Here is a 13,360-nt window from a genome sequence, read left to right as displayed (position 1 = left end):
CAATCACTGCATGTGCTGGCCGCCGTTGATCGCGATGTTGGCGCCGGTGACGAAGGCCGCTTCTTCCGACGACAGGTAGGCGACCAGGCCGGCGACTTCTTCCGGCTTGCCCAGGCGGCCCATCGGGATTTGCGGGATGATTTTCGATTCCAGCACTTCGCTCGGGATGTCCATGACCATCTTGGTGCCGATGTAGCCCGGCGAGATGGTGTTGACGGTCACGCCCTTGCGCGCCACTTCCAGGGCCAGGGCTTTGGTAAAGCCGTGCATGCCGGCCTTGGCGGCCGAATAGTTGGTCTGGCCGAAGGCGCCCTTCTGGCCGTTGACCGACGAGATGTTGATGATGCGGCCCCAGCCGCGTTCGACCATGCCGTCGCAGACCGGCTTGGTCATGTTGAACACGGAATCCAGGTTGGTCTTCATGACCGCGTCCCAGTTCGGCTTGTCCATCTTCTTGAAGGTCATGTCGCGGGTGATGCCGGCGTTGTTCACCAGCACGTCAACCGGACCGACTTCCTGCTCGACCTGGCGCACGCAGGCCTGGGCCGAGTCGTAGTCGGACACGTCGCACGGGTAGGCCCGGAAGTCGTAGCCCTGCTCCTTCATCTGCGCCAGCCAGGCATCCGCTTTCTTGTTGCCCGGCGAATAAGTAGTGACGACCTTATAACCCAAGGCGGCCAGCTTGATGCACACCGCTTCGCCCAGACCGCCCATGCCGCCCGTCACTAATGCTACTCTAGCCATCGTCTTCTCCAGTTTTATCGTGTCAATCACTTCTACGGGCAAGGGCAGCCGCCAGGCCGCCCCCGCGTTGCGTCAGTTCATGCGCTCAGTCGCGCTCGACCGCCAGCGCCACGCCCATGCCGCCGCCGATGCACAGGCTGGCCAGTCCGCGCTTGGCGTCGCGGCGCACCATCTCATGCAGCAGGGAGACCAGCACGCGGCAGCCGGAGGCGCCGATCGGGTGGCCCAGGGCGATCGCGCCGCCGTTCACGTTGATCTTCGAGGTGTCCCAGCCCATTTCCTTGTTGACTGCAATGGCCTGGGCGGCAAACGCCTCGTTGATTTCCATGAGGTCGATGTCTTCGTGGGTCCAGCCGGCCTTCTGCAGGCACAGCTTGGTCGCCGAGACCGGGCCCATGCCCATGATCGACGGGTCCAGGCCGGCCGAAGCGTAGGCCTTGATGCGTGCCAGCGGGGTCAGGCCCAGCTCTTTCGCTTTCGAGGCGCTCATCATGATGACGGCGGCGGCGCCGTCGTTGATGCCGGAGGCGTTACCGGCGGTAACCGTGCCTTCCTTGTTGAAGGCAGGACGCAGGCTCGATAAAGCCTCCAGGGTCGAGCCGTGCTTCGGGTATTCGTCGGTGTCGAAGACGGTCGGGCCCTTCTTCGATGGAATCTCGACCGGGATGATCTCGTCCTTGAACTTGCCTGCTTTTTGGGCAGCCTCGGCCTTGAGCTGCGACTGCAGCGCGAATTCATCCTGCTCGGCGCGCGAGACCTCGTATTTGCGTGCGACGTTCTCGGCGGTGACACCCATGTGGTACTGGTTGTAGACGTCCCACAGGCCGTCGACGATCATGGTGTCGACCAGCTTGGCGTCGCCCATGCGGAAACCGTCGCGCGAGCCGTTCAGGACGTGCGGCGAGGCGCTCATGTTTTCCTGGCCGCCGGCGATGACGATCTGGGCGTCGCCGCACTTGATGGCCTGGGCCGCCAGGTGGGTGGCCTTGAGGCCGCTGCCGCAGACCATGTTGATGGTTTGCGCCGGCACCATGTCGGGCAGTCCGCCCTTGATGACGGCCTGGCGGGCCGGGTTCTGGCCGGCGCCGGCGGTGAGGACCTGGCCCATGATGACCTCGCTCACGGAGGCGGGATCGATGCCGGTTTTGGCCAGCAGCTGGCGGATCACGTGCGCGCCGAGCTCGGCGGCAGGTATCTTGGCCAGCGTGCCGCCGAATTTACCCACTGGAGTGCGGCCGGCGGCCACGATGACGACATCTTCCATGTTGCTCTCCCTAGTCCCGGTCTGGCCGGGGATTGTTAAGACGGCAGGGCCGTAAAACCATGCATCTTACGGTTAGCACAAAGCCCATATTTAAGCGAAATCAATCTTATCAGCTTATTCACCAATTACAACCGCGATATGCCCTGCCGCTCAGGATGTTGCGCACTATTTGAACAGGCATCGACGGTCCGCGACAACAGTCATTTCTACTAGGAATCATGCGTGCGCAACTGTCCTTTCGGTCAAATTTCACAGTAGAATGCACGAGCGCAACGCCAACCAGACTGTTTTATGCCCAAAACCCCAAGCTCGCTGCCCATCGAAATCAAGATTTCCACGGTCGTCGCCATTTCGACGATCCTGCACTCGGCCGACCCGGCCACGATCGATGCGGCACTACACCAGATGACCGGCGGGGTCTCGGACTTTTTCGAGGACGAGTTCGCGGTGATCGACATCGCCGCCATCGCCCACGAGTCCCCGGCGATCGACTGGCCGGCCCTGGTGGCGCTGCTGAAGAAATACCGGCTCAATGCCGTGGCCGTGCGCGGCGCCGGCCCGGAGATGGGCGATGCGATCCGCGCCCACGGCCTGTCGCTGGACGACGGCAGCAGCGGCGTGCGTGCGCCCGACAGCAAGGAAGCGGCCGCCGAGCCCGCCCCGACGCCGGCGCCGGAAGCGGCTCCGGTTGCGGCCCCGGCCCCGGTACAGCCGGCGCCGGTGGCGGCCATGATCATCGACACCCCGGTGCGCGCCGGCCAGCGCGTGTACGCGCGCGGCAGCGACCTGATCGTTACCGCCGTGGTGAACAATGGCGCGGAAATCATCGCCGACGGCAGCATCCACGTGTATGCGCAGCTGAACGGCCGGGCCCTGGCGGGTGCCTCCGGCAATCCGGAGGCGCGCATTTTCGCCCTGTCGATGGAGCCGGAGCTGGTGTCGATCGCCGGCGTGTACCGCACCTTCGACGACGGTTTCCCGAACGACCTGAGCCGTCAGCCGGCCCAGATCCGGCTGGTCGGCGACCGGCTCGATATTTCATCGCTGGCGCCGGCGTCTCGCACCTGAGCCTGCGTACATAAGCATTTGACCCGCAGATACTGCTAGAACTGTAAAGGACCTTTTTGTGGCACGAATTATTGTTGTGACGTCCGGCAAGGGCGGTGTGGGCAAAACCACTTCGAGCGCAAGCTTCTCCAGCGGCCTGGCCCTGCGCGGCCACAAGACCGCGGTCATCGACTTCGACGTCGGCCTGCGCAACCTCGACCTGATCATGGGCTGCGAACGCCGCGTGGTATATGACCTGATCAACGTGATCAACGGCGAAGCGACCCTGAACCAGGCGCTGATCAAGGACAAGCACACCGAGAACCTGTTCATCCTGCCGGCCTCGCAGACGCGCGACAAGGAAGCGCTGAGCGAAGAAGGCGTCGAGCGCGTGCTGAACGACCTGGTCCAGATGGGCTTCGAGTTCATCATCTGCGATTCGCCGGCCGGCATCGAGCACGGCGCGCTGATGGCCCTGACCTTCGCCGACGAGGCGATCATCGTCACCAACCCGGAAGTGTCCTCGGTGCGCGACTCGGACCGCATCCTCGGCATCCTGCAGGCCAAGTCGCGCCGCGCCCAGAGCGGTTCGGAGCCGGTCAAGGAACACCTCCTGATCACCCGCTACTCGCCGAAACGCGTCGAAGCCGACGAAATGCTGTCCTACCAGGACGTGCAGGAAATCCTGCGCATTCCACTGATCGGCATCATCCCGGAATCGGAATCGGTGCTGCACGCCTCGAACCAGGGCAACCCGGCGATCCATTTCAAGGGCACCGACGTGGCCGAGGCCTACGAGGACGTGATCGCCCGCTTCCTGGGCGAAGACCGTCCGCTGCGTTTCACCACCTACGAAAAGCCGGGCCTGTTCCAGCGCATCTTTGGAGCCAAGTGATATGGCACTTCTCAACTTCCTGTTCCCGGAGAAAAAGAAGAGCGCGTCAGCCGCCAAGGAACGCCTGCAGATCATCATCGCGCGCGAGCGCAGCAGCGTCACCGGTCCGGACTTCCTGCCGGCCCTGCACCGCGAGCTGATCGAGGTCATCTCGAAATACACCAAGGTCAGTGCCGACGACATCAAGATCTCGCTCGACCGCCAGGGCAACCTGGAAGTGCTCGACGTGAACGTGGTGCTGCCGGACACTTGATTCCGGCGATGTTATAAACAAATGCCCGCTTGATGCGGGCATTTGTTTAGGTGGCGTGCGCTACACCGGCGCCGTCCCCATATCGATCACCCGCGCCTTCTGCAGCTCGCGCGCTACCTGCGCGCAGGCTTCCACGTGCTGGTAGCCCATCTTGCGGAACAGCGCGAAGCCGATCGCCGCCGAGGCGATCTGTCCGGCCACCGGCACCACTTTGGTCACCGTCTTGGCCGCGATCTTCAGGCCGGCGCGCTTGAACAGCTGCAGCACCAGCCGCTGCGTCACCAATTTCCCGACCAGCATGCCGCCCACCGAGGCCGCCGCCTGGTAGGCCAGCACCCGCAGGCGCGGATGCAGGCGCTCGATCTGCTGCTGGCTCAGGCCGAACTCCTTGTTGACCTCCTCGACCAGCACCGTAAACGTGGTCAGGTCGGACAGGATGTCCACGCCCGGCAGCGGCACCGCCGCCACCCCGGCCGATACCAGCGCCCGCTTGCGCACCATGTCGCGGCAGCGCTCGCGCACGACGTCGATTTCGGCGCCGCTCACCGGCTCCAGGGTCGGCTCGGCTGCGACCACCTCCTTTTTTTTGCGTCTAAACAACATATCGCCTCCCGTGCACGTGTAGGAACAAGTGTAACGCTCTCTGGCATTTCTCGTTAACACAACAGATCTAAATTCCGGAACGCAAATTCGTTATTTTGCTGTAGCGCTATTTTGTAAAAGTCTGATATATTCGGTTTAACCCTTGTAGGAGCCTTCCTACAAGGCTAACCCTACCAGTAGATGTGATATGAAGATCGCCGTTCTTGAACAAGACCGCAGCCAGGCTGAACTCATTTGCCAGGTGCTGACCGCGGCGGGGCACACGTGCCAGCCGTTTGACAGCGCCAAGGAATGCCTTGCGCAATTGCGTAAGGAAAATGCCGACATGCTGGTCATGGATTGGAACGTTCCTGACATGGAAGGCGCGGAAATCCTGCGCCGTGCCAAGGAAAAGATGGCGTCGAATGCGCCGATGATCTTCCTGGTGGGTAACAACGCCGAGGACGACATCATCGCCGGCGTCACCGCGGGCGCCGACGACTACCTGGTCAAGCCGCTGCGCCGCGGCGAGCTGGTGGCGCGCGTCTCGGCCCTGCTGCGCCGCGCCTATCCGTCGCAGAACAGCGCCGAGCAGCTGCAGTTCGGCCCCTTCACCTTCGAAACGCGTCCGGGACGCCTGCTCAAGGATGGCTCGATCATCGACGTCACCCAGAAGGAATTCTCGCTGGCGCTGCTGTTCTTCCGTAACATCGGTCGTCCGCTGTCGCGCGCCTACATCCACGAATCGGTCTGGGTGCGCGATACCGACGTGCCTTCGCGCACCATGGACACCCACGTCTCGCGCGTGCGCAACAAGCTCAGCCTGCGCCCGGAGAACGGCTTCCGCCTGGTGCCGGTCTACAGCTACGGCTACCGCCTGGAAAAGCTGGGCGCCTGATCGAGCATTGGCATTGCGCCAAGCCGGCGGCCGGCCCCGGCCGACCGCTGAAACCCTTCTCGCACAAGGGTATAATGGGTGCATACCCGTCGACCCCGTCCCACCATGCAACTGCTTGCCGTTGGCCTGAACCACACCACCGCTCCGGTCTCGCTGCGCGAGCAGCTGGCGCTCGCGCCCGACCAGCTCGGCAAGGCGGTGCAGGCGGCGCGCAGCTGGTTCGCGCGCCAGGGCTCGCATGGCGGGGCCTCGGGTAACACTGGCCTCGGCAATGAAGCGGCCATCCTCTCGACCTGCAACCGCACCGAGATGTATGCGGCCAGCGACATCGCCAATCCGCTCGACGCCTCGGCCCAGTTCCTGGCCCACTACCACGCGCTGAATTTCGCCGAGCTGCGCCCCCACCTGTACATGCTGCCGCATGACAGCGCGGTGCGCCACGCCTTCCGCGTCGCCTCCGGGCTCGATTCGATGGTACTGGGCGAGCCGCAGATCCTGGGCCAGATGAAGGACGCGGTGCGCACCGCCGAGGAAGCCGGCGGCCTGGGCACCTACCTGCACCAGCTGTTCCAGCGCAGCTTCGCGGTGGCCAAGGAGGTGCGCAGCACCACCGAGATCGGCGCCCACAGCGTCTCGATGGCCGCAGCCGCGGTGCGCCTGTCGCAGCGCATCTTCGACAGCATCGCCGACCAGCACGTGCTGTTCATCGGCGCCGGCGAAATGATCGAACTGTGCGCCGCCCACTTCGGGGCCCAGAACCCGAAGTCCGTCACCATCGCCAACCGCAGCATGGAACGCGGCCAGCTGCTCGCCACGCGCTACAACGGCGAGGCGGTGCGCCTGGCCGACCTGCCCGAGCGCCTGCATCATTTCGACATCGTGATCTCGTGCACCGCCTCGACGCTGCCCCTGATCGGCCTCGGCATGGTCGAGCGCGCGGTCAAGGCGCGCCGCCACCGCCCGGTGTTCATGGTCGACCTGGCGGTGCCGCGCGATATCGAACCCGAAGTGGCGCGCCTCGACGACGTGTTCCTGTACACCGTGGACGACCTCGCGCAGGTGGTACAAACCGGCATCGAGAGCCGCCAGGCCGCGGTGGCCCAGGCCGAAGCCATCATCGAGACGCGCGTGCAGTCCTTCATGCACTGGGTCGGCGACCGCGCCATGGTGCCGGTCATCCGCGACCTGCACGAGTCGAGCGAGGCGCTGCGCCTGGCCGAACTCGAACGCGCGCGCAAGCTGCTGGCGCGCGGCGACGATCCCGAAGCCGTGCTCGAAGCGCTGTCGAAAGGCCTGGCCGCCAAGTTCCTGCACGGCCCGCAGCAGGCGCTGCACCACGCCCAGGGCGACGAGCGCGCCCGCCTCGCCAGCCTGCTGCCCCAGCTGTTCCGCGGCCGCCGTTAGCGGCCCTTCCCCGCCTGTCCGCGTCCTCCAGGGACGCATCCGGCCGTCCCCGTGCGGCTTCCCGAACCTTACCGAACACGCCTATGAAACCATCCATGCTGGCCAAGCTGGACCAACTGGCCAACCGACTCGTCGAACTGGACGAACTGCTCATGTCCGAAGGCGCCACCGCCAACATGGACAGCTACCGCAAGATGACCCGCGAGCACGCCGAGCTGTCGCCGCTGGTGGCCCTGTACCGCCAGTACGGCGCGGCCCAGGACGACATCGCCGCGGCCCAGGAGATGGCGCAGGATCCCGAGATGAAGGATTTTGCGCAGGAAGAAATCGAGGCCGCGAAAGCCCGCCTGGCCGCCCTGGAGCTCGATCTTCAAAAAATGCTGCTGCCGAAGGATGAAAACGACGAGCGCAACATCTTCCTCGAGATCCGCGCCGGCACCGGCGGCGACGAATCGGCGCTGTTCGCCGGCGACCTGCTGCGCATGTACACCCGCTTCGCCGAACGCAACCGCTGGCAGGTGGAAGTGGTGTCCGAGTCGCCGTCCGACCTGGGCGGCTACCGCGAAATCATCGTGCGCATCATCGGCAACGGCGTATATTCGAAACTCAAGTTCGAATCCGGCGGCCACCGCGTGCAGCGGGTGCCCGCCACCGAGACCCAGGGCCGCATCCACACCTCGGCCTGTACCGTCGCCGTGATGCCGGAAGCCGACGAGGTCGAGGACGTGAACATCAACCCGGCCGACCTGCGCATCGATACCTACCGCGCCTCCGGCGCCGGCGGCCAGCACATCAACAAGACCGATTCGGCGGTGCGCATTACCCACCTGCCGACCGGCATCGTGGTGGAATGCCAGGACGACCGCAGCCAGCACAAGAACAAGGCCCAGGCACTGAAGGTGCTGGCGGCGCGCATCAAGGATGTGCAGCTGCGCGAGCAGCAGTCGAAGGAAGCGGCTACCCGCAAGAGCCTGATCGGCTCGGGCGACCGCAGCGAACGGATCCGCACCTACAACTTCCCGCAGGGCCGCCTGACCGACCACCGCATCAACCTGACACTGTACAAGCTGGACTTCATCATGGACGGCGACCTGGCGGAGCTGACCAATGCGCTGGCGGCCGAACACCAGGCGGAACTGCTGGCGGCGCTCGGGGATTGATCTGGCGAACGGGTTTTGTAGGGTGGGCGGCTTTGCCGCCCACGCGTTCAACCAGCCGATGAATAGTCGTCGCGTCTGCTCAACCGGGATTTGAACGCGTGGGCAGGAGACCCGCCCACCCTACGTTAAGCAAAGATTAAGTAGAGCGAGGGGCTTCATGCGAGAATGGCCCCCGTCCGAACAACACCTGATACAACACCACCGATGCTGCCCTCCAACCGCCAGATCCTGTTCGCCATCTCGTCGATCTGCTTCGCGCTGATCGCGGTCGCCCTCTACCTGCAGCACATCCTGGAGATGCTGCCCTGCCCCTTGTGCGTGATCCAGCGCTACATGTTCCTGGCGATCGGCATTGCGAGCCTGGTGTCGGCCATCAGCGGCAAGGTCCGCGAAGGCACGGCGCTGGCCCTGCTGGCGGCCCTGGGCGGCCTGGTCGCGGTCGGCAAGCACCTGTACGTGATCGCTCACCCCGGCTTCAGCTGCGGCATCGATCCGATGGAAACCTTCCTCAACAAGATCCCTACCGCCGAATACCTGCCCTGGGTGTTCCGCGCCGACGGCCTGTGCGAAGGCGCCACCGATTCGCTGATGGGCCTGGCGATCCCGCAGTGGTCGGCGATCTGGTTCGCGGTGCTCACCGTGCTGCTGGCCTTCGTCCTGCTGCGCAAGAAGCGCGTATGACCCCTACGGTACAAGCCGGCGCGACGATCGGCCGGCTACAGGCGGCGCTGCCGCTCGACCCGCTGGAAAACCGCATCCTGCTGTGCCACGCACTGGGCCTGGCGCGGGTCGCCCTGATCACGCAATCCGAGCGCGCGCTCAGCGCGGACGAAGCCGCGCGCCTCGACGCCCTGGTGCAGCGCCGCCTGCAGGGCGAGCCGATCGCCTACATCGTCGGCGAACGCGAATTCTTCGGCCTGCCGTTCAAGGTCGGCCCCGGCGTGCTGATCCCCCGTCCCGACACCGAACTGATCGTCGAACTGGCCCTGGAGCGCCTGCCGCCGCGCGGCCGCCTGCTCGACATGGGCACCGGCAGCGGCGCCATCGCCGTGGCCTGCGCCCACAGCCGCGAGGACGCCGCCGTGACCGCGCTGGACGTGAGCGAGAATGCCCTGGCGATCGCGCGCGCCAACGCCGCGGCCAACGGCGCGCGGGTAGCTTTCATGCGCAGCGACTGGTTCGCGGCACTCGGCGCGCAGCGCTTCGAGATCATCGCCTCGAACCCGCCCTACATCGCGGCGGGCGACCCGCACCTGACGCAGGGCGACCTGCGCTTCGAGCCAAGCGGCGCCCTGACCGACCATGCCGATGGCCTGTCGGCCCTGCGCATCATCGTCGACGGCGCGCCCGCCCACCTGGAACCTGGCGGCTGGCTGCTGCTCGAGCATGGCTACGACCAGGCCGAGGCCGTGCGCGCCCTGCTGGCGGCACGCGGCTTCGTCGAGGTGCAAAGCTGGCGCGACCTGGCCGGCATCGAGCGCGTCAGCGGCGGGCGCCTGCCCTAGCTTGCGCGGCGCCCCCACCGCCGTTGCTACAATGGCCAGTTCCTGGATACCGGCCCTGGATGGGCACCGCATGCGCAAACTGTTCGCCTCGATCATCCTGCTCCTTCCATTCGTCTGCGCCGCCGCGGATACGGCAGCGGGCGCCGGCGCCGAGCGTGCGCGCCAGCTGTTCGAACGCGAATGGCAATGGCAGCTGCGCCAGCAGCCCGAATACGCCACCGGCATCGGCGAGCACCGTTACGACGCCCTGCTGAGCGATACCTCGCTGGAGGCGCGCGCCGCCGCCGTCGAGCACACGCGCCAGGTGCTCGACGAGGCGCGCCAGATCGACCGCAGCGGACTGGCGGGCCAGGACCGCCTGTCCTGGGACCTGTTCGTGGCCGCGCGCGAGCGCAGTCTGGCGGCGGCCGCTTTCACCAGCTTCGACCCGCAGCCGCTCAGCAACTGGGACGGCCTGCACCTGCGCCTGCCGCGCCTGGTCGCGCAGATGCCTTTCCTCACCGAGCAGGACTACCGCAACTATGCCTCCCGCCTGGATGCCCTGCCGGCCCATGTCGACGGCCTGATCGAGCAGATGCGCGCGGGCATGCGCGCCGGCTGGACCGTGCCGAAGGTGGCGATCGCGCTGGTGCCGGAAGCGCTGCGCCGCCTGCGCGAAGACATGGCCGCCGGCCCGCTGTATGCGCCGCTGCAGCGCATTCCCGCCACCATCGAGCCCGAGCTGCGCGAGGACCTGGTCGACGACGGCATCGCGGCGCTGGCGAATGCCGCCGTGGCCCTGTATCGGCTGGAAGACTTCCTGCGCAGCGAATACCTGCCGGCCGCGCGCGAGACCATCGGCGCCGCCAGCCTGCCCGGCGGCGCGGCCTGGTACGCCTTCCTGGTGCGCAGCGCCACCACCACCAGCCTCACGCCGGCCGAGGCGCATGCGATCGGCCTGAAGGAAGTCGCGCGCATCCGCGCCGAGATGGCGGCGCTGGTCCCGCGCACCGGTTTCCGTGGCAGCCTCGAGCGTTTCCTGGTCTTCGCACGCACCGACCGCCGCCTGTTCTTCACGCAGCCCGAGGCCCTGCTGGGGCGCTACCGCAAGGCGCTGGCGCGGGCCCAGGCCAAGCTGCCGAAGGTCGTGGCCACGGTGCCGAACGCCGGCCTTGCGGTCAAGCCGATGCAGGATCTTCCGGGACCAAACGGCCAGCCGGTGGCCTACTACGAGGCCGGCAGCGAAGGCCGCAGCGCGGCGCTGGTGGTCGACGTCGCGCAACTGGACCTGCGCCCGATCTGGCAGGTGGACAGCGTGGCGCTGCACGAAGGCATGCCCGGCCACCACCTGCAGGTGGCGCGCGCCCAGGCGCTCGACCTGCCCGCGTTCCGGCGCCACGGCTGGTACGAGGCCTTCGGCGAAGGCTGGGCCACCTATGCCGAGGGCCTCGGCCCCCTGCTGGGCTTCTTCGACGACCCGTTCTCGCGCTTCGGCCAGCTCAACGAAGAGATGCTGCGCGCCGCGCGGCTGGTGGTGGACACCGGCATCCACACGATGGGGTGGTCGCGCAAGCAGGCGCTCGACTACCTGAACACGCACACCGCCAATCCGCCGCAGGACAACGAGCTGGAAGTGGACCGCTACATCGCGCGGCCGGCCCAGGCGCTCGCCTACAAGGTCGGCCAGATGCGCATTGCCGCACTGCGCGACGGCGCGCGCAGCGCGCTGGGCGCACGCTTCGACCTGCCCCGCTTCCACGATGCGGTGCTGAAGAACGGCGCGCTGCCGCTGGACCTGCTCCAGCGCCAGGTGGAGCGCTGGGTGCTGGCCGAAAAAGAGGCAGCCAAAACGCCTGCCCCACCCCCTGCTTCCAGCGCCGCGCCCCCTGCTCCCGAGGGAGCTGCCGCTGCCACCGGTTGGGAATGAGGGGCCTCCCGGCGCGCTTGGCATTTTTCGGGTACTCTCTGCTCCAATCGAATTTGGCAGTACAAGAAAGGAAACATCCGTGTCCAAGCAACCAGTGTCGAACCAACTGCAGCGCCGCCTGGCCCTGCTCGACGACGACGAGCATCGCGCCCTGCTCGGCCAGGGCCTGCGCGGCATCGAACGCGAAACCCTGCGCGTGGACCGGCACGGCCAGCTGGCGCGCACGCCGCACCCGATCACGCTCGGTTCGGCATTGACCCATCCGCAGATCACCACCGATTACGCCGAAGCCCTGCTGGAATTCATCACCCCGGCCGAGCACGACATCTCGACCGTCCTGAACCACCTCGACGCGATCCACCGCTTCGCCCACGCCCGCCTGGACGGCGAGATGCTGTGGAGCGTATCGATGCCGGGCGAACTGCCGCCCGAGGAAGACATCGAGATCGCCTGGTACGGCAGCTCCAACCTCGGCATGCTCAAGCACGTCTACCGCCGCGGCCTGGCGCTGCGCTACGGGAAGGCGATGCAGTGCATCGCCGGCATCCACTACAACTACTCGCTGCCCGAAAAGCTGTGGCAGCTGGTGGCCGCCAGCGAGGGCATCGTGGAAGAACGCCGCCATGCGCTGCGCGACTTCCAGTCCGAGAGCTACATTGCGATGATCCGCAATTTCCGCCGCTACAGCTGGCTGCTGATGTACCTGTTCGGCGCCACCCCGGCCCTGACCACCAGCTTCCTGCGCGGCCGTCCGCACAAGCTCGAGACCTTATCGAACGACACCCTCTACCTGCCCTACGCCACCAGCCTGCGCATGAGCGACCTGGGTTACCAGAACGACGCCCAGTCCGGCCTGCGCCCGCACGAGAACAGCCTGGAAAGCTACGTCACCAGCCTGATGGCGGCGGTGAACACGCCGTATGAGCCGTATGCGGCGCTCGGCACCAAGCGCGACGGCGAGTGGATCCAGCTGTCGACCAACGTGCTGCAGATCGAGAACGAGTACTACTCGACGATCCGGCCGAAGCGCGTGATCCGCACCGGCGAGCGTCCGGTGCAGGCCCTGTGCAACCGCGGCGTGCAGTACATCGAGGTGCGCTGCCTCGACGTCGATCCGTTCGAGCCGGTCGGCATCAGCCTCGAGACCGGCCGCTTCCTGGACGCCTTCCTGCTGTTCTGCGCCTTCGAGGAAAGCCCGCTGATCAGCGCCCACGAAAGCCAGGTCCACGCGCGCAACTTCGCCCGCACCGTGAAGGAAGGGCGCGACCCGGCCCTCACCCTGACGCGCGACGGCCTCGAAGTGCCGCTGAAGGACTGGGCGCTGGAACTGGTCGAGCGCATCCGCACGGTGGCGCAGCTGCTGGACGACCAGCACAACGAAGGGAACGTACACGAATCCTCGCTCAACCTGCAGAAGGCCAAGATCATCAACCCGGCGCTGACCCCGTCGGCGCGGGTGCTGGAAGAAATCCGCGGCCTCGGTTCGGCCGCCGCCTTCGGCCTGCGCCAGAGCGCGCTGCACGCGGCCAGCTTCCGCGACAGCCCGCTGATGCCGGCCGAGCAGGCGCTGTTCGAAGAGATGGCCGAAAAATCGCTGGCCGAACAGGTGGCGATCGAGCAGGCCGACACCGTCAGCTTCGACGACTTCGTCGCCGCCTACAACTGCAGCAAGCTGTGCGAGAACCAGTAAGCCCGCTGCCGG

13 protein-coding genes are annotated in these 13,360 nt (G+C 66.3%); 10 read left to right on the top strand and 3 right to left on the bottom strand.

The window, feature by feature from the left end:
• Window positions 1–3 precede the first annotated feature (3 nt).
• Together AB3347_RS08335 and AB3347_RS08330 are read right to left on the bottom strand one after the other, a co-directional pair.
• A complete protein-coding gene (locus tag AB3347_RS08335; RefSeq protein ID WP_369091316.1) occupies window positions 4–744 on the bottom strand; it encodes a beta-ketoacyl-ACP reductase in 741 nt (246 codons plus the stop codon).
• Window positions 745–829: 85 nt separating this feature from the next.
• Window positions 830–2,008, bottom strand: a complete 1,179-nt coding sequence (locus AB3347_RS08330; RefSeq protein ID WP_369091315.1) for an acetyl-CoA C-acetyltransferase — start codon at window positions 2,006–2,008, stop codon at window positions 830–832.
• Between the two features lie 291 nt (window positions 2,009–2,299).
• Here AB3347_RS08330 and minC point away from each other — a divergent pair, with 291 nt between their 5' ends.
• The 3 genes from minC to minE are packed head-to-tail and all read left to right on the top strand — an operon-like array spanning window position 2,300 to window position 4,203.
• On the top strand, window positions 2,300–3,076 hold the full coding sequence (minC, locus tag AB3347_RS08325; RefSeq protein ID WP_369091314.1) for a septum site-determining protein MinC: 777 nt from the start codon (window positions 2,300–2,302) through the stop codon (window positions 3,074–3,076).
• A 58-nt stretch (window positions 3,077–3,134) separates the two neighbouring features.
• On the top strand, window positions 3,135–3,950 hold the full coding sequence (minD, locus tag AB3347_RS08320; protein ID WP_369091313.1) for a septum site-determining protein MinD: 816 nt from the start codon (window positions 3,135–3,137) through the stop codon (window positions 3,948–3,950).
• Between the two features lies 1 nt (window position 3,951).
• A complete protein-coding gene (gene minE / locus AB3347_RS08315) occupies window positions 3,952–4,203 on the top strand; it encodes a cell division topological specificity factor MinE (RefSeq protein ID WP_369091312.1) in 252 nt (83 codons plus the stop codon).
• Window positions 4,204–4,263: 60 nt separating this feature from the next.
• Here minE and AB3347_RS08310 read toward each other — a convergent pair whose 3' ends face one another.
• Window positions 4,264–4,806, bottom strand: a complete 543-nt coding sequence (locus tag AB3347_RS08310; protein WP_369091311.1) for a hypothetical protein — start codon at window positions 4,804–4,806, stop codon at window positions 4,264–4,266.
• 187 nt (window positions 4,807–4,993) lie between these two features.
• On the opposite strand from AB3347_RS08310, the gene AB3347_RS08305 reads away from it, so the two are divergent.
• The 7 genes from AB3347_RS08305 to gshA all read left to right on the top strand — a co-directional run bounded on the left by AB3347_RS08305 (window position 4,994) and on the right by gshA (window position 13,348).
• A complete protein-coding gene (locus AB3347_RS08305) occupies window positions 4,994–5,683 on the top strand; it encodes a response regulator transcription factor (protein ID WP_369091310.1) in 690 nt (229 codons plus the stop codon).
• Between the two features lie 105 nt (window positions 5,684–5,788).
• Window positions 5,789–7,087 carry a glutamyl-tRNA reductase gene (hemA, locus tag AB3347_RS08300; protein ID WP_369091309.1) on the top strand — a complete coding sequence of 433 codons (1,299 nt, stop codon included), beginning with the start codon at window positions 5,789–5,791 and terminating at the stop codon, window positions 7,085–7,087.
• Window positions 7,088–7,170: 83 nt separating this feature from the next.
• On the top strand, window positions 7,171–8,247 hold the full coding sequence (gene prfA / locus AB3347_RS08295) for a peptide chain release factor 1 (protein WP_369091308.1): 1,077 nt from the start codon (window positions 7,171–7,173) through the stop codon (window positions 8,245–8,247).
• Window positions 8,248–8,454: 207 nt separating this feature from the next.
• Window positions 8,455–8,928 carry a disulfide bond formation protein B gene (locus AB3347_RS08290; protein WP_369091508.1) on the top strand — a complete coding sequence of 158 codons (474 nt, stop codon included), beginning with the start codon at window positions 8,455–8,457 and terminating at the stop codon, window positions 8,926–8,928.
• Entirely contained in the window at window positions 8,925–9,752 is an 828-nt protein-coding gene (gene prmC / locus AB3347_RS08285; protein ID WP_369091307.1) for a peptide chain release factor N(5)-glutamine methyltransferase, read from the top strand. The genes AB3347_RS08290 and prmC overlap by 4 nt, the downstream gene beginning before the upstream one ends.
• Window positions 9,753–9,822: 70 nt before the next feature.
• The gene (locus AB3347_RS08280; protein WP_369091306.1) at window positions 9,823–11,658 is read left to right on the top strand and encodes a DUF885 family protein; all 1,836 of its coding nucleotides are present in this window, start codon (window positions 9,823–9,825) and stop codon (window positions 11,656–11,658) included.
• Window positions 11,659–11,752: 94 nt separating this feature from the next.
• Window positions 11,753–13,348, top strand: a complete 1,596-nt coding sequence (gene gshA, locus AB3347_RS08275; protein WP_369091507.1) for a glutamate--cysteine ligase — start codon at window positions 11,753–11,755, stop codon at window positions 13,346–13,348.
• Window positions 13,349–13,360 lie beyond the last annotated feature (12 nt).

The organism is Massilia sp. X63 (genome assembly GCF_041023745.1).
Lineage (GTDB): Bacteria > Pseudomonadota > Gammaproteobacteria > Burkholderiales > Burkholderiaceae_D > Telluria.
This window is presented reverse-complemented; position numbering and strand designations above follow the sequence as displayed.

Bases quoted from the DNA above. Each gene is read 5' to 3' on its own strand.
- minE (WP_369091312.1), top strand. From the start codon at position 3,952: ATGGCACTTCTCAACTTCCTGTTCCCGGAGAAAAAGAAGAGCGCGTCA.
- minC (WP_369091314.1), top strand. From the start codon at position 2,300: ATGCCCAAAACCCCAAGCTCGCTGCCCATCGAAATCAAGATTTCCACG.
- prmC (WP_369091307.1), top strand. From the start codon at position 8,925: ATGACCCCTACGGTACAAGCCGGCGCGACGATCGGCCGGCTACAGGCG.
- AB3347_RS08330 (WP_369091315.1), bottom strand. From the start codon at position 2,008: ATGGAAGATGTCGTCATCGTGGCCGCCGGCCGCACTCCAGTGGGTAAA.
- prfA (WP_369091308.1), top strand. From the start codon at position 7,171: ATGAAACCATCCATGCTGGCCAAGCTGGACCAACTGGCCAACCGACTC.
- AB3347_RS08280 (WP_369091306.1), top strand. From the start codon at position 9,823: ATGCGCAAACTGTTCGCCTCGATCATCCTGCTCCTTCCATTCGTCTGC.
- AB3347_RS08335 (WP_369091316.1), bottom strand. From the start codon at position 744: ATGGCTAGAGTAGCATTAGTGACGGGCGGCATGGGCGGTCTGGGCGAA.
- AB3347_RS08305 (WP_369091310.1), top strand. From the start codon at position 4,994: ATGAAGATCGCCGTTCTTGAACAAGACCGCAGCCAGGCTGAACTCATT.
- hemA (WP_369091309.1), top strand. From the start codon at position 5,789: ATGCAACTGCTTGCCGTTGGCCTGAACCACACCACCGCTCCGGTCTCG.
- AB3347_RS08310 (WP_369091311.1), bottom strand. From the start codon at position 4,806: ATGTTGTTTAGACGCAAAAAAAAGGAGGTGGTCGCAGCCGAGCCGACC.